Genomic DNA, 19,285 nt, shown 5'->3' on the forward strand with positions numbered 1-19,285 from the left:
TTTTTGGGTTTCGAATACCAATCTGTTTTATTTCCTAACACTACAATTAATATAATGTCGAAATCCGGTCTTCTGATCCTTCTGATTTTTGCCACTTTAACGTCCTTTTCGCAAACCTTTCGGCCGCCGGCAACGCCGCTAGTTACCATCGATCCCTACACAAGTGTTTGGTCTTTTGGCGATCAGTTAAATGGCTCACCGACAAGACACTGGACCGGTAAAGTTCAGCCAATGGACGGACTCATACGCGTGGACGGAAAGGCGTACCGTTTCATGGGAGCGGCCACGCCGGTGATGAAAACGCTGTTACCCACCGCAAAACAGTCGGGATATTCAGCCAGGTTTACAACCGTTGACCCGGGTCCGGCTTGGTATAAGGATAACTACAATGTTAGTAGCTGGAAGCAGGCTCCCGCGCCGTTCGGAACAAAAGACCGCAATGATGCAATGCTAAAAAGCGGAACGGAATTCCCAAAGGAAGTTTGGTACAAACGTGAATTCACATTGACCGCAACTGATTTTGAAAAACCTATGCTGAATATTTTTCATGATGACGATGTTCAGGTTTATATCAACGGTGTTCCGGCATTTGAATGTGCGCCTTGTTTTACAGGTGATTATGAATTCAAGCCAATAAGTGCAGCGGCACGCAAAGCACTTAAAAAGGGTAAAAACATATTAGCAGCTTATTGCAAAAATGGTGTAGGACCGGGATATATCGATGTCGGTCTTGCAGATGAAATCGCACCGAAAGGGGATGATGTAATCCTGACAGCAAAGCAAACCGGTTTTGATATGAAAGCTACGCAGACGATTTATGACTTTGAAGCAGGTCCCATCCAGCTTAAAGTCCGTTTTGTAGCGCCATTAATCCTGAAAGATCTTAATATGGTGTCACGTCCTGTCAATTATGTGGTTTATGATTTAAAGGCCGGTGACGGAAAAACGCATCAGGTCGAAATCCTCAATTCGGTTTCGGGACTTTGGGCGGTGAATGACGCAAATCAAAAAGTAATTGGTAAAAAAGGGAATGAGAATGGTCTTGTAACGCTTTCTTTGGGAAATAATCAACAAAAGTTACTCGACCGGAAAGGTGATGATGTCCGTATTGACTGGGGATATGCTTATCTCTCTGCACCTTCTGCGGCTGTAAAAAGTTCCGGACTGGGTTCACCTGCTGAACTGATCCGTTCTTTTTCAAAAATCGGTTCTGTAATTGCTAATCAAACTGGCGCGACCAATGGTGATACAAAATCGATGGCCGTTGTACTTTCCTCTCAAAATGTAGGCAGCCAAACACAATCTCTTCATGCCATGCTTGGATATGACGACGGGTATTCGGTTCAGTACTTTGGTCAAAATCTTAGGCCCTGGTGGAATAGAGATGGCAACAAAACCATTCAGGGAGAGCTGAAAAGTGCTGAAACCGATTTTGCTAAAATCCTGAAAGATTGTGAAGCTACAGATGAAATGATTTATCAGGATGCGCTGAAAGCTGGTGGAAAACAGTATGCCGAACTTTGCGTTTTAGCCTATCGTCAGGCAATCGCAGCGCACAAACTTGTAGCCGACGCTGCCGGTACTCCGTTGTTTTTGTCAAAAGAAAATTTTAGTAATGGTTCTATTGGAACAGTCGATATCACCTATCCTTCGGCACCACTGTTTTTGCTCTATAATCCTATATTGTTGAAAGGTATGATGGAACCGATTTTCTATTATTCCGAAAGCGGTAAATGGACCAAACCTTTCGCTGCGCATGATGTCGGGACCTATCCGCTGGCAAACGGCCAAACCTACGGTGAGGATATGCCGGTGGAAGAATCTGGTAACATGTTAACGCTGGCCTACGCCGTATGCAAGGCAGAAAACAATGTTGAGTTTGCTAAAAAGCACTGGAAAGTACTCACGATCTGGGCAAATTATCTTAAAAAGGAGGGCTTTGATCCTGCGAACCAGCTTTGCACTGACGATTTTGCCGGCCACCTTGCCCGTAATGCCAACTTGTCAATTAAGGCCATTATGGGTTTGGCTTCATACGCAAAAATGGCTGAACAGCTGGGAGAAACCACAGAAGCCGCGGAGGTGAACGCGTTGGTAAAAGACTTTGTCAAGAAATGGATGGAGCTGGCAGACAGTGGTGACCATTATGCGCTGACTTTTGACAACAAGGATTCCTGGAGCCAGAAATATAACCTGGTTTGGGATGACCTTTTAAAACTGAATGTATTTCCTAAAACTGTCGCAGAAAAGGAAATTAAATATTATCTGACCAAACAGAAAGCATTTGGTCTTCCGCTTGACAGCCGCAAAACGTATTCAAAATCCGACTGGATCATTTGGACAGCCACATTAACTACGAACCGGAAAGATTTTGAAGCGTTTATAAATCCGGTCTATAAATTTGCGATGGAAACCCCGGACCGCATTCCGCTTTCGGACTGGTATGAAACCGTGGATGGAAAGTCAGTAGGGTTTCGGGCAAGATCCGTTGTAGGTGGATATTGGATGAAGGTTTTGGGAGACCGCTGGAAGTGAGGTGATGCGATGTCATTCTATAAAAAAATGAGGTAAACATTCGATTTTGTTTACCTCATTTTTTATAGCAATTGAAACGGTTAATTGCTGTCTCTTCTAAGCGCGCTTGAACAAAGACGCTATTTTTTTATAAGCCGTAAAGAGTAACAGCGCAATTAGACCCACAATAAGGCCCATTCCAAATTCTTTGATCATATCGGGGAGCTGTGGTAGAACATGATGTAAGAATTCGATGTTATGCACAAAAATTCCACCTGAAACCAGCAGTAAAGCAACTGTTCCGACCGCACCTAAAATCTTTATTATTACTGGCAAAGCCTTAACCAATATGTGCCCTAACTTTGAAAGAAATCCCTTATCATCGGATTTTTTAATGAGTTTGTAACCGGCATCATCCATTCTCACAATTAGCGCAACAATGCCGTAAACACCCACTGTTGCCAGCAAAGCGACTGCGGCAACGGTAACAATCTGTATAGTCATACTTTTTTCCAATACACTTCCCAAAGCAATGATCACGATCTCGATTGACAAAATAAAGTCGGTTGTGACGGCAGACTTAACTTTCTCTTTTTCATTGTCAGGCGTAAGCGCACTTGATCGTTCAGGAACATCTTCCTCGGTTTTGTGATCACTTTTGTGACTATGAAAAAAATATTCTACTATCTTTTCTACACCTTCAAACGCCAGATAAATCCCTCCTAACAGCAAAACGAAGGTGATGGCTTTGGGTAGGAATATATTCAAAAGCAAAGCAATGGGAACGATAATCAGTTTATTTATCAACGACCCTTTTGTGATAGCCCATAACACCGGTAACTCCCGGTTAGACAGAAAGCCTGTCGCTTTCTCGGCATTTACGGCCAGGTCATCACCCAGGATACCTGCTGTTTTGCGGGTTGCTACTTTTGTCGCCAAAGCAACATCATCCATTAAAAAAGCTATATCATCTAAAATTGCAAAAAATCCTGAGGCCATGTTTGTTCTACTTGTAAAATATTAGGTAATGTTGGTTCTAACAGCTTAAATTAAAGTTATTTGGTATTTGATTTTATTCGAAGGTAATAAACCAATGCCACACAATCGTCTTAATTCTTGCGTGCAGTCCATTTTTTAGATTCCGGATGCCTTCAATTGGTTACTGCTGTTGCATGGAAGATATTGAGAATGATCGGATTGTACCTGATGTAAGTTTTTGGTGAGAATATGGATGGTTTAAGCGAATTTTCCCTGGTTTGAGATACCTCAGGTCATTTAATACTCTGCAAATCAGATGCGGTTGTTTGGCTTGCCTTGAAATAAACGATAAATTCGGATCCCTTGTCTATCTCACTTTTCACCTCGATGTGTCCTTTATTTTCTTCAACAAATTGTTTTATAAGCAGTAAGCCAAGTCCTGTTCCGGGTTCCATGTCCGTACCATTTTCTGAAATGGCGACGCCGGAAGTATTAAATAATTCCGCCAGCTTTTTCTTCGACATGCCCAACCCGTCGTCTTTGATATGAATGGCTACAAAATCATTTTCTTTTGTGTAGAACAAACTTACTGTTCCCTGTTGTGGTGTGAATTTAATAGCATTGCTCACAATGTTTTGGAGAATGATCCTAACATGGTTTTCATCAGCCTCAATGAAAATGTTTTCATTTTTAGTATGTTCAACCTGTTGCTTTTTTTGATCAAATGCAGGCTTGTACAGTGATAGTATTTTTTCTGTGGTATCTGTTAAACTGATCTTTTCATAATTAACTGCTCCTCCGCTTTGCTGACTGCTTGCCCAGGCAAGTAAACCGTCAATGAGCTCGGATACCAGCGTTATCTGTTTCTGAAAATCGTCAAATAGCATTTCCTGTTCGTGCTCGTCAAGATCACCGCTTCTGATCAGATCGAGCACTTGGCGTACCGAGGCAAAAGGGCTTCGCAGATCATGGCCAATTACGGATAACACCCGGTCTTTGGTTTTATTGATCGATATTAGCTCCTCCCGCTGCGCCTGAATTTCTTCTTTCTGTATTTGTATTTCGTCGTTTCGGTGTTTGAGCTCTGTGTTTAAAGCATTCTTTCGGTTGATATTCCGTCTTAATAAAAACAGTGCTGCAAGCAGTAGCAGGGAGAATAACACGGTAATTGAAATTACAATCCTGTTATTTCTGATTACCTGCCTGCTATTTTCATTTTCTCGAAGTAATGCCAGGTTTTCAGCTTTTTTGTCCTGCAAATGCAGATAATTAATTTCCTGTTCCTTTTTCTCATTAAGAATGCTATCGCCGTAAGCTCTTGCTATGCTCTGATATTCGTAAGCCTTTTGATAATTTTCTAGCGCTGCGTAACATTTCGAGAGAATGTTGGCTGCACGTTCGGTATCCCAATCGGCATTCACTTCTTTCATTAATACAAAACTTTTGGTCGCATATTCAAGGGCCTGCTGGTGTTGTTTCATTTCATAAAGCGTCTGCGCCATCCCGGAATACGCAAAACCTTTTTCCCAATTGTCCTGATAGGCTTTGAAGTCAAGGGCTGCCCGGTAGTAACGCAAAGCCTGCTGATAGTTTTTGGAGTGGTAATGAATTTCTCCGATCCTGTTCAAAGACATTTGGTTGAGGTGCCCGTCTTTACATAATTTTGAAACAAGAAGAGCTTTTTTTAGATTAAGGAACGCATTTTCGAACTGGCCAAGTTCATCGTACGCCAATCCAATATTAAAATAATTTGCTGCGATTTTTGCGCTGTCTTTCAGCGCTTCATTAAGTAGTAGTGCTTTTGAAAATTCCGGAATGGCTTCATTCAATCTGTTCTGACCGAGATATATCACTCCTCTGGTATTGATCGCAGTGGCAACCTCAGGCTTAAAGTCGTATTTCTTGCCAGTATTCAATGCAGAATCCGCATAGGTCAGTGACTCAAAATAGGACCCGCTGACATAATGTGTTCTGGCAATATTGTTGTAAGCTTTGGCGGTCTCTCTGGTCAGGTGCATCTTTTTTGCTGCGTGCAATGCAGTCTTGCCAAATAAGATCGAGCTATCCGGATGGTTGTAAATATATTTATCCGCAAGTCGGTTGCTTACTGAGACCTGAAGGGAATCTGTGGGTATTCCTTTAAAGCTTTTGAAGTCATTAAGTAAGTCTGCTGAAGTCTGACTGTGGGCGGTAGGGGATAAAATTTGAATTAAAAAAAGTATGGTAAATAATAGAAGTGGGTTTAAAGTTCTTTTCATTTTTTTCTGACATCATCACTTTATTGTGGGGTATCTTCTTGCGGGCAACATAACCGTACTGCCGTTGAGAATTATTCCTTAAATATCGCATGATGCGAACAAATTATCACCCTAATAAGTCAATACTTTGTTGAATAAAGTGCGAAAATAGTTCGAAATGACCAGACAATGGTTTCTATAAGCGCTGAATGGTTAGTGGAAATAAATACTACGCCTTTTGACCAACATTCATTCTCTATACTAAATGACAAAAGCCTTTAGTTCGGCCATCTTACCTTCACGAAACCGCCACACGTCGCAGTACGAATACTCAGACATTTTTCCAGTTTCATCCTTCATACTAATTTTGCCGATCGCGATTACAAATTCGTCCTCAGCAATTAAGTTTTCGACTACAAACTTTGGTGGTTCTAAGTAGGCCTTTGCCATATATTGCCGAACTGCGTCTTTTCCCTGCAGTACCTGTTCTCCGACAAAAGTCCATTTGGTATCGTCGGTGCAGAAAGACAAAAAACCTTCATTGTCACCTTCTGTGACAGCTGCATTGGCGATTTGCAAAATTTCTTTATTGTTTAAATTCATTTGAGTGATAGTTTAAGATCATCTGTTCAATAATCGGTGATCCCGGCGTTTTAAGGTACTGATTTTATAGTAAAGTATCGATGTTGTTTATCCGGAAATCCAAAGCCGGATTATTTTATGCTACCGGAAGTAAGCACGAAGGTTTATGAATCATGTTTCAAACTATAACTGTCCATAAAGATCCGTTCTTAGTCACCAGTTCCGTGAGGTTTCCTGATTTAACCAGTCCTTGCAAAATTCCGTCAGTTTCCGGGCGGGGCGTATCTGAAAGCTCGGAAAATTCACGGGCAGTCAGCGTTTTAAATTTTACAAACAGTTTTTCCCAATTTTTGTCTGTTTTTGTTTTGGTAGCGGTTGGTAATTGTTTGAGCAGTGCAGTCTCATAAACTGAGTATGGCTTGGTACCGTATACTTTTTCTTCACTTCCCGCTCCATCTACAAAAAATAGGGTAGGGAAGCCTCTGACTCCCATCTGAAGAGCAAGTTGTAAGTCAAAACGGAAGAGTTCGTTGGCGTCTGCGTTGAAATCTTTTTCAAACTGTTGAATATCCAAATCTGCCTTTTTAGCAGCGATAGTCAGGTTTTCCCATTTGGTTATGTTGATTTTTCTAAGAAATACCATTTCCCTTAATTCACGAAGAAAGTGGACAGACTTTTCCGAATCCTGTAATTGAGCTGCTTTGAAGGCTATTGACGGTGGATAGGATGAGTTCAAAGGATCTTCCAGCCATACATCTCCGTCAATAGGCATATCGTAGTGTTGGCTAACTTCATCCCAATGACTGGCGACGTCTGATGGTTTACTTATTCCACCACTGTTATAGCTCCAATCCGGTAACAAACCTCCCATCCGGTAATCAATTTCAAAGTTTTGACCGTATTCCATTTTGAGCTTCCGCAACTGTGGTTCAATGCCCCAGCAAGATGAGCAGATAGGATCAGTGAAATATATTATTTTTACAGGTTTACCACCGGCCTTTCCATTGCCTTTCAGGACTGTTGATGAAACATCAGGCATTTCGCAAATTCCTGATTCGATATCACACAAAAGCGGGTTGTTATTTTGGGTTTCCATTTTAGATTATTCGTAAAATTCGGTAATTTAAAAGCAAGCAATTACTGCCAGGAGTTTATCATGTTAACCTTTACATATTGAAGTCAGCTTCCGTTCGCTTTGCTACTGGAAATGATAATAGGCAAATTTCGCCAAAGTTTGGTTCCGGTTCAATTAGTCAAAAAAAGTTGACTACCTGAAATGGTAATGTAAATGAAAGCATAGCTAAACTTACTTACTTTTATGAGAGCGCCGGTAAAGGAAATCAGGTTAGGGTGGTAAGAAAATAATAATTTTATGGAGAAAAATGGAAGAGAACAGGGCCAATGCCCGGCTGAGACACTATTGAAGCAACTGTCTGGTAAATGGAAGCCTCAAATATTCAGAATTGCGATAGCAGAACCAGTTCGGTTTAATTCGCTTTTGCGACAGCTGGAAGGTTCAAATAAACAGGCCCTTGCAAACGCGCTAAAAGAAATGGAAGAGCAGGATTTGGTCCAAAAGACCGTTATTAAAATAAAACCACTTCACATCGAATACAAGCTCTCAGATCGGGGAAAGTTACTCATACCGATTTTTCAGCAGCTTGAACTTTTGGGCTGAATGGCAGAGACTGACTGTAAAATGATATAGGTCTTTCATCTTCTTCCAGATAAAGAAGAAAAAGTCAGTGCTACCTTATTCGCTGGTTTTCCTCATTTGTCACCAATTTCTTGTGCCAGCCCAATCAGAAGTCCATCGCTTGCCCTGATGTAGCAAAGCCGGTAAGAATTCTCATACTGAACCACGTCTCCAACAAGGCGGGCACCGTGTTTGATTAGTCTGGACACCAGCTCGTCAATGTCTTCAACGGTGAACATGACACGCAGATAGCCAAGGGCATTTACGGGCGAAGTTCGGTGATCAGATACTGTAGGGGGTGTGATAAATTTGGAAAGTTCCAGTCGGCTATGACCATCCGGAGTTATCATCATGGCAATCTCCACACGCTGAGAGACAAGTCCGGTGACCCGGCCTGCCCAGTCTCCTTCCACGATTGTCCGGCCTTCCAGCTTCAAGCCTATTTCTGAGAAAAAAGCAATAGCGTCATCGAGTGATTCAACAACGATTCCGACATTGTCGATTCTGAGTAATTTATTGCTTTCCATTTTTTTTCTTTTTTAAGATTGAATAGGTTGGGCCTAAGCAGCCGATTGGCGCACTTTCAAACCGGATAATGTTGTATAGTTTTTAGAGAAAGTCAATGGCAATATTTACTTATGATAAGTACTATTATTCGCGATTACTAGTCATTTTTAAAGTAAAACCAAGCTTATTTAATTATTAAATTTGAGCATTGGAAGTTTAAGATCATGATATAGCAGAACTGTCCAGTGTTTGTGTTTTGATTCATTTTGCCATTTCTGCCGAAGTGTCATCGCTTTTTTGCCATCATAATCGGTTTTATAGGCGATATGGTAATCCAGATAATGTGCCTGAGGAAGGTTGTCTCCTCCGTAAAAGATCGTTTGATCACCTTCTGATATCCGGAACGCCAGGTGGTAAGGAGTATGACCATCAACCACCTCAAAATAAATTTCAGGTGACAGGTTTCCCTGCATAGCATCCATCAGTTGCAGATTTGGGAATCCGGCGAGTTGCTCAACGAGATCATCATTATAGGAAGGGTTTCCTTTCTGGCTGAGCGCGTAATCATGCTCCTGTCTGTTGGCATAAATCGTCGCATTCCCAAATTGCTGAACGAATTCGCTGTTCTGAAAATAACCCAATCCTTCGATATGATCTTTATGTAGGTGCGAGAGCAAAACTTTCGTGATCTGACCTGAATTTATGCCATGATGTCCTAAGACGGAAGTCATCATATAACTGCCATTCACGATTCCAAGTCCGCAATCCAAAAGCACCAGATCATTCTTCAATCTGATTAAGAATGGACGAACCGCCATCTGCAAAAATCCCGGAACCTGGGCACTGTCCAGCCCCGTCACGGGTGAAAGATTTTTCTTCTTGTCAACACTATAAATTCCCTCTTCTAACGGCAATATTTCCATGGAATTTTAGATCAGTATTGCCTGGCTGGCTTTGTGAGGTAATTTTTGTAAGCAAACAGTAATTGGCTTAGTTGAGCCAATTACTGTTTGATATTTCATTGGTATTCTGTTCGATAAGTGCGACCATCGTTGAATTAAAGGTCGTAAGATCCGTACTCAACTTTTTAAAAAAATCGAGATCGGCAGTTTCCACGCTGATAATTGCCTTTTGCAAGACTATTTCTCCTTCCTGGGTTAATTTGATAATCTTTGCCCTGGTATCTTTCGGGTGCTCTTGTCGGGTGATGAATTTCTTCTCTTCCAGCGTCCTTAATACTTTTGACACCATCATCCTGTCCGCATTGCTCTGATTGGCTATTTCGACCTGTGTAACCTGATTACTTTCTCTGGATAGCCAGGCAAGCGCACACAGTAGTTGGAACTGAGTATGTGTCAGGTCCAATGGATCTAAAACACGCTTTTGTTTTCGCTGCCATAACATGGTGAGCTGTCCCAGAAGGTAACCCGGACTTTCTTCCGGCCTTTTAAAATGAAATTCAATTTTTTTGGACATAGTCTTTCTGACGTCTGTAAGGAATTATTTCAATGTCATTACGGCCGGTCTCGTCGGGAACAAACTGAGTGAATACTCCGGCCTGTTTGTTTTGGATAAGATTATCTGCGAATTAACGATAGAAGTGCGACATCCCAACCTGGCGAATTCCTTCCATAAGCATCGGTTTCAAGTTGCTGTTTGATGCCACAAGGATCCGGTATCTTGTAACAGATTATAGTGATACAATTAGTTTGCTTGCAAAAAAGTAATATTATATCCGTCGGGGTCTTTGGCAATAATGATTTTCCCGAAAGGTGTAACCTGGACCGGTCCTAACAATGTCACATTTTTAGCTGATAATTGAGCCTGCAGATGCTCTATTTCTCCGTCGATGGCGAACCAGAGTGATGCACCGATGCCCAGTTCCTTTCCTTCCAGATTTCCGATCGGTGTTCTGATGGCAAAACTTGCTTCACCCTTGTTGTATCTGAAAACACAAGCCTGCGGGTTGGGTATTCCTGCTTCCTCAAACCCTAATTTTTTGATATAAAATTCTTTTGAAACTTCAAGATCCCTAACCTGAAGGGATGCAAATTCTAATTTTCTCATTGTAGTGATATTTTGTTGTCACAAATATAATATATGTGAATATTATTTACTAAAACTTGTTTATTGTTTTCTCACTTTAAATCAAATGATCTGTGGACTTGCGGTATAGGTGTGGCCTGGATAACTGATAAGCTCATCATTATGTGAAAGAAATGTTAGAACTGTGGAATGTTTTTTTTTATTAAACAGAACGACCGACCTCTGGAAAAGTGGCCGGTCGTTGTTATGAAAACAGATAAATTGTTTGCGAACTCGTGTGGGAGATAGTCTCACAATTGAGATTTACTTCGCAACCTCGTTTTTGGAGTGAGGCTTGAGGTAACTTGTCAGTCTAGAATTTCCGATAGGTGCCACCCAGGTATTGGTTGGCCTCCTCTTCTGCGAACTGTGCTTTTTTTGCATCCCAGTGCAATGTTTTGTTGGGGAAACGGCCGGCAATTACGCCAAGCAATATGGTTTCTGTAAGGCGGGAAGCATAAGAGAATGGAGCGCTACAGGTAGCTTTTCCCAGACATGCATCTACAAACTCGTGATAATGTTTGTGCACTTCGGAGCTATACTCCCGAACCGGCTCACTCAATTTGAACTGCGAAATGTCTATATCCTTGTAGCTGCCGTCAACAATTAATTTAGGCATTACCTGGAAATGCGGCAGATACAATCTTCCCTTTTCTCCAATGAACATTGCACCCTGGTCGTGTAAATCAGCTCCGTCGGGAAGCATTAGATCTTCACGTTGTTTATCTGCGCCTACGCCATCATACCATACCCATTTCAGTGTATCTGCGGTGTATTTTGTTCCCGGGAATTCATAGGTAACCATGTTTTTTTCAGGATATCCAAATCCGTTCGGTTTTCTGCAATTGTTGATGATCGTTCTCGGTACATCTAGCTGCAAAGCATTATACGGCGTATCAAAAATATGTACACCCATATCGCCCAAAGTAGCGCAGCCATAATCAACGAGTTTCCGCCAGTTGCCGGGATGATAAAAACCATCCTTGTAAGGCCTTTCTGCCGAAGTTCCCTGCCATAAATTCCAGTCCAGATTGGCTGGTACTGCATCTCCCGTATCGGGTACGGGTCCGTTATAACCCCAGTTTTTTGGTGACCAGGCCCTTACGGTGTGGACCTTTCCAACAATTCCGGATTGGATGAGCAAAGTAGCCAGCTTATAATCATAAAAAGAATGCACCTGGATGCCCATCTGTGTTACCAGTTTTTTATCTTTGGCAATTTTGTCCATTGCCCTGGCTTCCTTTACATAATGGGTGAGCGGCTTTTGACAATAAACAGGTTTATTCATTTCCATAGCCATCATCGATGCTGGCGCGTGGGTATGGTCAGGCGTGGACACGATCACGGCATCAATATCCTTGCTAAGTTCTTTGAGCATCACACGGTAGTCCTTATAAGTTTTTGCATTTGGAAACTTGGAACTCACCTGCGTCAAGACAGTGGAATCAACATCGCAAAGCGCTACAACATCCACGTTGCTATGAGAAGATATGGATGCCAGATCTGCCTGACCCATTCCTCCTAAACCTATATGAGCAGTTCTCAAGCGTTTGTCGGCAGAAAAAGCCCATGATTCAGCAGGTATTATGGCAAGCGAAGATAAAGCTGCCGCATTTTTAAGAAACTCTCTTTTATTCATGAATTGAAAAGATTAAATTTTTTTGGGTTAGAAATTAAGGATATCAAAACGAGCTAGGAAACTTGTTGGTTTATGTAAAACTAATAAGCTCAAACAGCAGGTGGTTGGAAAAGTTTAAATTTGAGCTGTTTTTAGGTCAATTCCAAGAGGTAGGGGAATGTTGGTCGGGATTTTTTAAGTTTTTTAGGATTTTTAGGTGGTAGCATGGATTTGCAAGTATCCACCAAGATAAACCACGCACTTCGCCGCCAGGCATATTTCTGCGGAAGCTTATTGATTAAAAATTGCTTTTCGATGTGCTATTCCCCAGTCTGTAAGATTACTGATGATGGTTTGTAGGGTATTGCCATGTTGGGTAAGTTCATATTGAACCATTATGGGTTGTGTATCTAAAACAGTTCGTTTTACCAAATGGTTTATCTCTAATTCCTTTAATTCTTTACTCAACATTCTATTGGAGAACACTTCTATATCATTCAAAATATCGGCAAATCTCCTTTTACCATAACAGCAAATGGACGTAACAATGGCTATTTTCCATTTCCCATTTAGCACGTCCATTGAGTCCTGAACGGCTCTGACTCTTCTCTTTTGTTCCTGTTTGAACTCTTCGATTTTACACCCCATTATGTTACTTATTTATCTCTGTATTACTGTTACTTTTAGTTATAACGTTACTGAAAGTAACCACCTGTCTCTACCTTTGATCCGTTAAAAAAATAAATATTTTCAAAATGGATTTTATAAATAAAGACGTAGCCATTACAGGCGGGAGCACAGGAATAGGATTTGCAACGGCAAAAGCGTTTATCGATGCAGGAGCAAGTGTTTGGATAACAGGAAGAAGTGCCGAAAATCTGCATAAAGCAGCGGCACAAAGCAACAGCCCGAAATTAAAAACGGTTGTTTCCGACACTTCGAATTTAGCAGGAATTGCAGTTTTAGAAGAAGCAATTACAGATAGCAGTAGAAAATTGGACGTTCTGCTCTTAAACGCAGGGGTTGCAGTATTCGCACCTATTGAACAAGCAACAGAAGCGGACTTTGATGCACAGTTCAATACAAATGTAAAGGGGTATTTCTTTACGCTGTAAAAAATGATACCGCATTTGGCAGACGGAGCTTCGGTCATCTTTACCTCATCAAACGCGGCACATTTATCAAACATAAATGTCAGTGTCTATTCTGCAACAAAATCCGCGGTAAATACGATTGCCCGTGTTGCAGCAAATGAATTGGCAGAAAGAAAAATTCGTGTAAACATTGTTACGCCGGGGCCCATAGACACAGGTATTTTATCCAAGGTAGGGATGCTGAAAGACGTGGAAATTCAGGTTAAAGAAAAAATTGTGGCAACCACGGCAGTGAAAAGAATGGGGCATCCGAAAGAAATCGCAAATATGGTACTATTCCTAGCTTCTGACCATGCAAGTTTTATTACGGGAAGTGAGTGTGTAGTCGATGGTGGTATGACGAACTATCCACTGAAATAATCTTCTAATGACAGCATATACTTCGAAAACTGGTTTATAATTTACTGAGTAATCAATATTGTTAGCGGTGTATTGGCATTCAACTTCATCGAGGACACTTCTATCAAAATATGACTTGTTAATACATTCGGCTTCAAAAAGCCTTTGAACCAGCTAGAAGCAAAGTCGTAAGATTCCGGCGGTTAATTTAGCGGCAGATCCGGATCTTTGATGTAATTTTCCGACAATTTATTCCAAATCGTATACGCATGCAGCATTACGAGAAAATAGCATCAACCATACTATCTACCGCCATTCATCGTGGCGCTGAGAAAAGTACCTGTCCTTCTGAAATTGCACGTATGCTATTTCCTGGTGGCTGGCGTACGCATATGAAAGATATACTCGCGGTGGCAATTGATTTGCACAAAAAAGGTAGTGTAGTAATAACACAAAAGGGAATACCTGTTGATGTTAAGGATATCAAGGGGCCGGTCCGCATCAAGATTATCTAAACATAGCGGTATGTATTTGTGATTGATTATCGGGGATATTTTGTTTTGAGCGCACAGCTCGCCTATCATCGTAGCAACTTATGGTTATTATGTGTACCGGCTGTTAGGATAAAGTATATTGGAACCGGATCAATAAGAGGATTGTTTGTCTTAGATGTTCATTTCCGCAGACCGTGTCTGCGGAATTTCAGCCAGATAACCATAATTCCATATTAGTAATACCAGCCAGCGTTCTCCGCGGTGTTCAAAAAGCTATTTTTTTTCTTTTATAAGTGCCTGAGTTGTATTCAGATCATGCTGTCAAATCCGCTGGATTGATGGATATCAACTGGCCTGTTATGCCCAGCTCATAATAGCGCAAAACAGCTATAAGCGGTGTGAGCTCCAATTCCGTTTATAGAACCGATTTTTTTAAATATTCGGCACTTCTTTCCATTTGCAACCTGCAGCATTCGGTTTATTCTACCAGGCCTGCGCTGCTAACTCAGACAACTGGCAGAGTTTTATTATAGTGTCTCCACTAACACTGATTTATTTATCATCATAATTTTATTGACATGTCTAAAACAGTAAAAACAGCGCTTCAAAACCCACTCGACAAATACCCCAAACCACCATTTGAAAAACAGCCGCAGCAAGTGCCGGGATTGGCTTCAAAGATGAATCCGCAACCAGATCATGGCGAAAAAACCTACAAGGGGGCCGGCAGACTGAGCGGAAGAAAGGCTTTAATAACCGGGGGTGATTCCGGAATAGGACGTGCGGCCGCAATTGCTTACGCTCGTGAGGGTGCTGATGTAGCCATAAACTATTTACCTCAGGAACAGTCAGATGCAGACGAGGTTATTGCACTCATTGAGGCGGAGGGAAGAAAGGGATATGCCATCCCTGGTGACATTACCAACGAATCCTTTTGTCGGGAGCTTGTAGAGCAGGCCGTACAAAAATTGGGAGGTTTGGATATTTTAGTAAATAACGCAGGGCACCAGCAGGCAGTGGAATCCCTGCTTGATCTTACCTCTGAAGGTTTTGACGCCACTATTAAAACCAACATTTATGCCCCATTTTGGATTACCAAGGCTGCATTGGCGCACTTAGCAGCAGGTGCCGTAATTATTGCCACTTCGTCGGTTCAGGCATATGACCCATCAGAAAATTTGTTTGACTATGCTCAAACCAAAGCTGCAAATGTTGCTTTCGTTAAGTCACTCGCCAAGCAGTTAGGTCCAAAAGGTATTAGGGTTAACGGTGTAGCGCCAGGGCCTGTATGGACACCACTACAGGTTAGCGGTGGACAGCCACAGGATAAGATCGTGGAATTTGGGGAGGCAACACCCTTGGGAAGGCCCGGACAGCCTGCCGAGCTGGCATCTATATTCGTACAGCTCGCAGATCCGGAAGCCAGTTATGCGACGGGGCAGATTTATGGGGCTGCCGGTGGCAGCGGACATCCATAACCTCTTATGTTATGCCACTTGCAGGCAACTACAAACTGTAATTGTGCTTGCCTGCAATTACAAATTTATTGACAAGCATTATTAACGCGTATCCGTTTACTCCAAAAAATATCGGAAATGTCGGTGGTAATATCGAAATAACTTCTCATAAATACTCCTGAGAAGATCCAGGTGGCGGTACAGCACGATTTAATCCTTTACCAATTTAAATCTCTTAACCAAACCGGAACCTCCGTACTCAATGGATAAATTATAAGCCCCGATTGGATAATTTTGTAAGTCCAATTCTATCTTGGCTTCTGATGTGATTGTTTTGCTTTCAAGAAAGTAACCGGTAATACTATACATGCGAATCGTATCTCCTGGCCTGACCCCTTTGATCATAAATTTTTCTGATGCGGGATTTGGGAAAACCGAGATTTCTCTATTAAAAACAGGCTTGGCAAAAACCAAATGACTAAATTGATAGCTGTTGTCCCGATCAATCATTTTAAGGCGGTAGTAATTTAGATCATTAAAAGGGGAATTATCTAAATAGGTATAGTTATCGTTTTTTTCAGTGGCTTGGATGGCTTTCAATTTTTGAAATTTCTTTCCATCCGGACTATGTTCCAGCTCGAAATGTGAAAAATTGGTTTCAAATGTGGTTATCCATTTTAGTTGAACTGAGTTTTCGATTGGCTGGGCGGTAAATGATTCTAACTTCACTGGAAGGGGGACACCTGGAAGCTTCAATTTTCCCAAAGTGCCATTGAAAAACGAAATCACATACAACTCGCCCTGTTGATCTTCTCCAAACGAAATAAGGGATGAATATGAAACATTGGAAAGAAAACCCTGATATCCATTTGGAACGATAACGCCTATGTCAAAAGACTGATAATCCCCATAGAAATAAGTGCCTTTCAACGATGGATAATTTGACCCGCGATACACATACCCTCCCATAACAGAGGCGCTTGTATGATTTGCGTTGTTGGCATAACCTGGGTAAGTGAGTTTTGGAGCGATGAAGGTACTTACTATATCACAATTGCAATCTCTGTAAACGGCGTTACCTTCCATATAATCCCATCCAAAATTTCTTGATGTCATTGTATTTGCAACACTGAAATAGTTAACTTCCTCCCATCCGTCCTGTCCATTATCCCCGATCCATAGATCGCCGTTTGACCGGTCAAAACTGAAACGCCATGGATTTCGCAGTCCCAGCGCCCAGATACTCTCGGTTGCATTTGCTGCTGTCGGCGGGTTATCAGGATTAATTTTTAATATTTTTCCGAAAAGTCCGGACATATTCTGTGCGTTATTTTCAGGGTCACCCACCATGCCCCGGCTTCCTGGTCCATTGTCACCGGTTGAGACGTAAAACTGACTATCTTTTCCGAAGGCCATGTCACCTCCTCTGTGCCCGCCTAAGACGTCCGTATAAGGAATGGTTAAAATAGGTGTTTCTATGGAACCTGCAATGTCAGAGGTAGTGCTGCCTAAGCGTTGAAATCGGGAAATCTGTACTTCAAACTTCCCCTTTACAACATACATTACGTACATTACGTAGAAATAACCATTTCTCAAGTAGTTTGGATCGAATGCAATGCTATAAATTCCAGCCCAATCCGGATCGTTGATTTTGCTGCTAATATCCAAAAATGGAGTAGGCAGAATTGACCCGTTTTTAATGATCTTAATCTTTCCGCCTATCTCTGCAACAAATAACCGTGAGTCATACGCATGTGTAATTTTGACAGGCCGGGTAAATCCAGACAGATAATGTTCAATAAAAATTGGTGGTTGAGCCAGAAGAATTCCGCCGAGTAAGATTTGAAAAAAGATCAGGTGTAAAACTTTTTGTTTCATAGAGCGAACTTGATGGACGAATTTCATAACCTACGCAACAGGTGACCAGTAATATGAATTCAATGTGTAAATTCTATTTTTCTACTCAAACCTGTTCCGTGGCCTGTGTCTTAACCAAAAGTATATACACAAATATGGTGCCTTTATTTTGATGATATTACTCGCAGAGCGAAAATTAAAAACAGTGTTTTATAAACTAACGAATGGAATAGGAGAAGCAAACACTTTCCCCAGATAAACTATTGGCAATCAGAAGCCAGGAATTCCAATCGTCCGGCGAAAATCTTTTGACCTGAAAGAAACAACGTATGTGGATGGACTTATTTGAATAGGGACTGTATTCCTAAATGAATCATTGTGGAAGTGTTTATTCTCTACTAATTGCGGGCACACCTCAGGTCGGTTTCAGTTTTGGAGCATTCTATCAGGATTTAGTAGAGTGGATAACCGGAGGTTAAATCAATATAATAATTTCAAAAGCGGCAATCAAAATTGCCGTTAAGTTGAGAACTTGATTTTATTTCCGAATAATATGACATCAACATCGGTGAAGCTATCCTAGTTTTATTCGTGCAGTAACATAAAAACTACGGATTCAAAGCCAAAATATGCCTTTCAGTTGTGTTTCGTCACTTAAATCCGGAGCAGATCAATTTTGTGACTAGAGATCAGGTCGTCGGGATGATATTAGAAACTTTGTCCCGAATTTCAGCCATGCCACAGTTGATTTTGTGGAGGATGATTTTTGAATTATCCTGGCTTAGAACTTTTATAATTTCACTTTCAAAATAGAAATTAGTTATTTTTAATCTACCTTGTAGCCATTGTCATTTAACGTATATTTCCACATAATCACCGGATAAAATTCATGGAGCAAGACATCATTGATGGCCTTAAATTAAAAAAAGATCAGGTTTTAGAACAATGGCTTAAAGACCAGGCGGAAGCATCAGATTATTCAAACAACTTTAATACAAATGAAGAGCTTGAAGGTCAGTCCGCTGAGCTTGTAGATATCTTATTAAGCACTTTAAACGAAGATACCCTAAATAATTTTTCTTCGGGTGATCTCGAGCCTTTAACCGATTATATTTCCAGCCTTACTATTTCAAGAGCAAGGCAAGGTTTCTCTCCTCGCGAGACAGCGACCTACATCTTTACCCTAAAAGATGCTCTAATAAAAGTATTGGGTGAAATTGTTGCCGGCGAGCCAACTAAGCTTTATAGCGTTACCCTTAAGATAAGTAAGTTCATTGACAATATTGGTATACTTAGCTTTGAAACTTTTATCACGGGAAGAGAAGATGTAATCTCTCAGCAGTCAGATGAGATGGCTGAGCTTTCTACACCAGTGATCCGGGTTTGGAATGGAATTCTTGCCATGCCAATTATCGGTACTTTGGATAGTGCCCGCACGCAGATAGTAATGGAAAATCTTTTGCAGGGAATTGTTGATACAGGAAGCAGTATAGCCATTCTGGACATCTCGGGTGTTCCGGCAGTTGATTCGCTTGTTGCACAGCATTTGATTAAGACTGTAAATGCAACGCGGCTAATGGGAGCAGAGTGTATCATCAGCGGGATCAGGCCTGAAATTGCCCAGACTGTGGTGCATCTCGGAATTGATCTTTCCCAGATGATTACAAAAGCGACCCTGGAGAGTGCCCTCAAATATGCCTTTAATACCCTTCAGCTAGAAGTAAGGCGCATTGACAAAAATAAAGCAAACTGACCTGTTACTGAAAA

16 protein-coding genes and 1 pseudogene are annotated in these 19,285 nt (G+C 41.4%); 6 read left to right on the forward strand and 11 right to left on the reverse strand.

What is annotated here, in order from left to right; translation table 11 throughout:
* Positions 1-54: 54 nt before the first annotated feature.
* Complete coding sequence (locus E0F88_RS13950) at positions 55-2,535, forward strand: glutaminase family protein (RefSeq protein WP_131958864.1); 2,481 nt, start codon at positions 55-57, stop codon at positions 2,533-2,535.
* 96 nt (positions 2,536-2,631) lie between these two features.
* Here the strand turns inward: E0F88_RS13950 and E0F88_RS13955 are convergent, their stop codons facing one another.
* The 4 genes from E0F88_RS13955 to E0F88_RS13970 all read right to left on the reverse strand — a co-directional run bounded on the left by E0F88_RS13955 (position 2,632) and on the right by E0F88_RS13970 (position 7,407).
* Positions 2,632-3,513, reverse strand: a complete 882-nt coding sequence (locus E0F88_RS13955) for a DUF808 domain-containing protein (protein ID WP_131958865.1) — start codon at positions 3,511-3,513, stop codon at positions 2,632-2,634.
* Positions 3,514-3,785: 272 nt separating this feature from the next.
* Positions 3,786-5,750: a tetratricopeptide repeat-containing sensor histidine kinase gene (locus E0F88_RS13960; RefSeq protein ID WP_131958866.1), complete on the reverse strand. Its 1,965-nt coding sequence runs from the start codon at positions 5,748-5,750 to the stop codon at positions 3,786-3,788.
* Positions 5,751-5,990: 240 nt separating this feature from the next.
* Positions 5,991-6,332, reverse strand: a complete 342-nt coding sequence (locus E0F88_RS13965; RefSeq protein WP_131958867.1) for a nuclear transport factor 2 family protein — start codon at positions 6,330-6,332, stop codon at positions 5,991-5,993.
* A gap of 157 nt (positions 6,333-6,489) precedes the next feature.
* A complete protein-coding gene (locus E0F88_RS13970) occupies positions 6,490-7,407 on the reverse strand; it encodes a ClpXP adapter SpxH family protein (RefSeq protein WP_131958868.1) in 918 nt (305 codons plus the stop codon).
* Positions 7,408-7,683: 276 nt separating this feature from the next.
* On the opposite strand from E0F88_RS13970, the gene E0F88_RS13975 reads away from it, so the two are divergent.
* Positions 7,684-7,989: a winged helix-turn-helix transcriptional regulator gene (locus E0F88_RS13975; RefSeq protein WP_131958869.1), complete on the forward strand. Its 306-nt coding sequence runs from the start codon at positions 7,684-7,686 to the stop codon at positions 7,987-7,989.
* 92 nt (positions 7,990-8,081) lie between these two features.
* Here the strand turns inward: E0F88_RS13975 and E0F88_RS13980 are convergent, their stop codons facing one another.
* From E0F88_RS13980 to E0F88_RS14005, 6 genes are all read right to left on the reverse strand, one after another.
* Positions 8,082-8,534, reverse strand: coding sequence for a VOC family protein (locus tag E0F88_RS13980; protein WP_131958870.1), 453 nt, complete (start codon positions 8,532-8,534; stop codon positions 8,082-8,084).
* A gap of 168 nt (positions 8,535-8,702) precedes the next feature.
* The gene (locus E0F88_RS13985; RefSeq protein WP_131958871.1) at positions 8,703-9,437 is read right to left on the reverse strand and encodes an MBL fold metallo-hydrolase; all 735 of its coding nucleotides are present in this window, start codon (positions 9,435-9,437) and stop codon (positions 8,703-8,705) included.
* Positions 9,438-9,504: 67 nt separating this feature from the next.
* The gene (locus tag E0F88_RS13990) at positions 9,505-9,990 is read right to left on the reverse strand and encodes a MarR family winged helix-turn-helix transcriptional regulator (RefSeq protein WP_131958872.1); all 486 of its coding nucleotides are present in this window, start codon (positions 9,988-9,990) and stop codon (positions 9,505-9,507) included.
* 228 nt (positions 9,991-10,218) lie between these two features.
* Entirely contained in the window at positions 10,219-10,581 is a 363-nt protein-coding gene (locus E0F88_RS13995; RefSeq protein WP_131958873.1) for a VOC family protein, read from the reverse strand.
* A 331-nt stretch (positions 10,582-10,912) separates the two neighbouring features.
* Entirely contained in the window at positions 10,913-12,238 is a 1,326-nt protein-coding gene (locus tag E0F88_RS14000) for a Gfo/Idh/MocA family protein (protein WP_131958874.1), read from the reverse strand.
* 270 nt (positions 12,239-12,508) lie between these two features.
* Positions 12,509-12,865: a winged helix-turn-helix transcriptional regulator gene (locus E0F88_RS14005; RefSeq protein WP_131958875.1), complete on the reverse strand. Its 357-nt coding sequence runs from the start codon at positions 12,863-12,865 to the stop codon at positions 12,509-12,511.
* A 107-nt stretch (positions 12,866-12,972) separates the two neighbouring features.
* Between E0F88_RS14005 and E0F88_RS14010 the strand changes: the two are divergent.
* The 3 genes and pseudogenes from E0F88_RS14010 to E0F88_RS14020 all read left to right on the forward strand — a co-directional run bounded on the left by E0F88_RS14010 (position 12,973) and on the right by E0F88_RS14020 (position 15,682).
* A pseudogene (locus E0F88_RS14010) lies at positions 12,973-13,731 on the forward strand (SDR family oxidoreductase).
* A gap of 248 nt (positions 13,732-13,979) precedes the next feature.
* Positions 13,980-14,225: a DUF3253 domain-containing protein gene (locus E0F88_RS14015; protein ID WP_131958876.1), complete on the forward strand. Its 246-nt coding sequence runs from the start codon at positions 13,980-13,982 to the stop codon at positions 14,223-14,225.
* Positions 14,226-14,782: 557 nt separating this feature from the next.
* Positions 14,783-15,682 (forward strand): SDR family oxidoreductase, encoded by a 900-nt coding sequence (locus E0F88_RS14020; protein ID WP_131958877.1) that lies wholly within the window; start codon positions 14,783-14,785, stop codon positions 15,680-15,682.
* 189 nt (positions 15,683-15,871) lie between these two features.
* Here E0F88_RS14020 and E0F88_RS14025 read toward each other — a convergent pair whose 3' ends face one another.
* Complete coding sequence (locus E0F88_RS14025) at positions 15,872-17,539, reverse strand: PQQ-dependent sugar dehydrogenase (protein ID WP_165940061.1); 1,668 nt, start codon at positions 17,537-17,539, stop codon at positions 15,872-15,874.
* A gap of 868 nt (positions 17,540-18,407) precedes the next feature.
* Here E0F88_RS14025 and E0F88_RS14030 point away from each other — a divergent pair.
* The gene (locus tag E0F88_RS14030) at positions 18,408-19,271 is read left to right on the forward strand and encodes an STAS domain-containing protein (protein ID WP_131958879.1); all 864 of its coding nucleotides are present in this window, start codon (positions 18,408-18,410) and stop codon (positions 19,269-19,271) included.
* Positions 19,272-19,285 lie beyond the last annotated feature (14 nt).

The organism is Dyadobacter psychrotolerans (genome assembly GCF_004349265.1).
Taxonomy (GTDB): domain Bacteria; phylum Bacteroidota; class Bacteroidia; order Cytophagales; family Spirosomataceae; genus Dyadobacter; species Dyadobacter psychrotolerans.

Coding starts and splice junctions, on each gene's coding strand:
- E0F88_RS14000 (WP_131958874.1), bottom strand. CDS start 12,238: ATGAATAAAAGAGAGTTTCTTAAAAATGCGGCAGCTTTATCTTCGCTT.
- E0F88_RS13985 (WP_131958871.1), bottom strand. CDS start 9,437: ATGGAAATATTGCCGTTAGAAGAGGGAATTTATAGTGTTGACAAGAAG.
- E0F88_RS13980 (WP_131958870.1), bottom strand. CDS start 8,534: ATGGAAAGCAATAAATTACTCAGAATCGACAATGTCGGAATCGTTGTT.
- E0F88_RS13955 (WP_131958865.1), bottom strand. CDS start 3,513: ATGGCCTCAGGATTTTTTGCAATTTTAGATGATATAGCTTTTTTAATG.
- E0F88_RS13990 (WP_131958872.1), bottom strand. CDS start 9,990: ATGTCCAAAAAAATTGAATTTCATTTTAAAAGGCCGGAAGAAAGTCCG.
- E0F88_RS13995 (WP_131958873.1), bottom strand. CDS start 10,581: ATGAGAAAATTAGAATTTGCATCCCTTCAGGTTAGGGATCTTGAAGTT.
- E0F88_RS13970 (WP_131958868.1), bottom strand. CDS start 7,407: ATGGAAACCCAAAATAACAACCCGCTTTTGTGTGATATCGAATCAGGA.
- E0F88_RS14005 (WP_131958875.1), bottom strand. CDS start 12,865: ATGGGGTGTAAAATCGAAGAGTTCAAACAGGAACAAAAGAGAAGAGTC.
- E0F88_RS14015 (WP_131958876.1), top strand. CDS start 13,980: ATGCAGCATTACGAGAAAATAGCATCAACCATACTATCTACCGCCATT.
- E0F88_RS13965 (WP_131958867.1), bottom strand. CDS start 6,332: ATGAATTTAAACAATAAAGAAATTTTGCAAATCGCCAATGCAGCTGTC.
- E0F88_RS13975 (WP_131958869.1), top strand. CDS start 7,684: ATGGAGAAAAATGGAAGAGAACAGGGCCAATGCCCGGCTGAGACACTA.
- E0F88_RS13960 (WP_131958866.1), bottom strand. CDS start 5,750: ATGAAAAGAACTTTAAACCCACTTCTATTATTTACCATACTTTTTTTA.
- E0F88_RS13950 (WP_131958864.1), top strand. CDS start 55: ATGTCGAAATCCGGTCTTCTGATCCTTCTGATTTTTGCCACTTTAACG.
- E0F88_RS14030 (WP_131958879.1), top strand. CDS start 18,408: ATGGAGCAAGACATCATTGATGGCCTTAAATTAAAAAAAGATCAGGTT.
- E0F88_RS14025 (WP_165940061.1), bottom strand. CDS start 17,539: ATGAAACAAAAAGTTTTACACCTGATCTTTTTTCAAATCTTACTCGGC.
- E0F88_RS14020 (WP_131958877.1), top strand. CDS start 14,783: ATGTCTAAAACAGTAAAAACAGCGCTTCAAAACCCACTCGACAAATAC.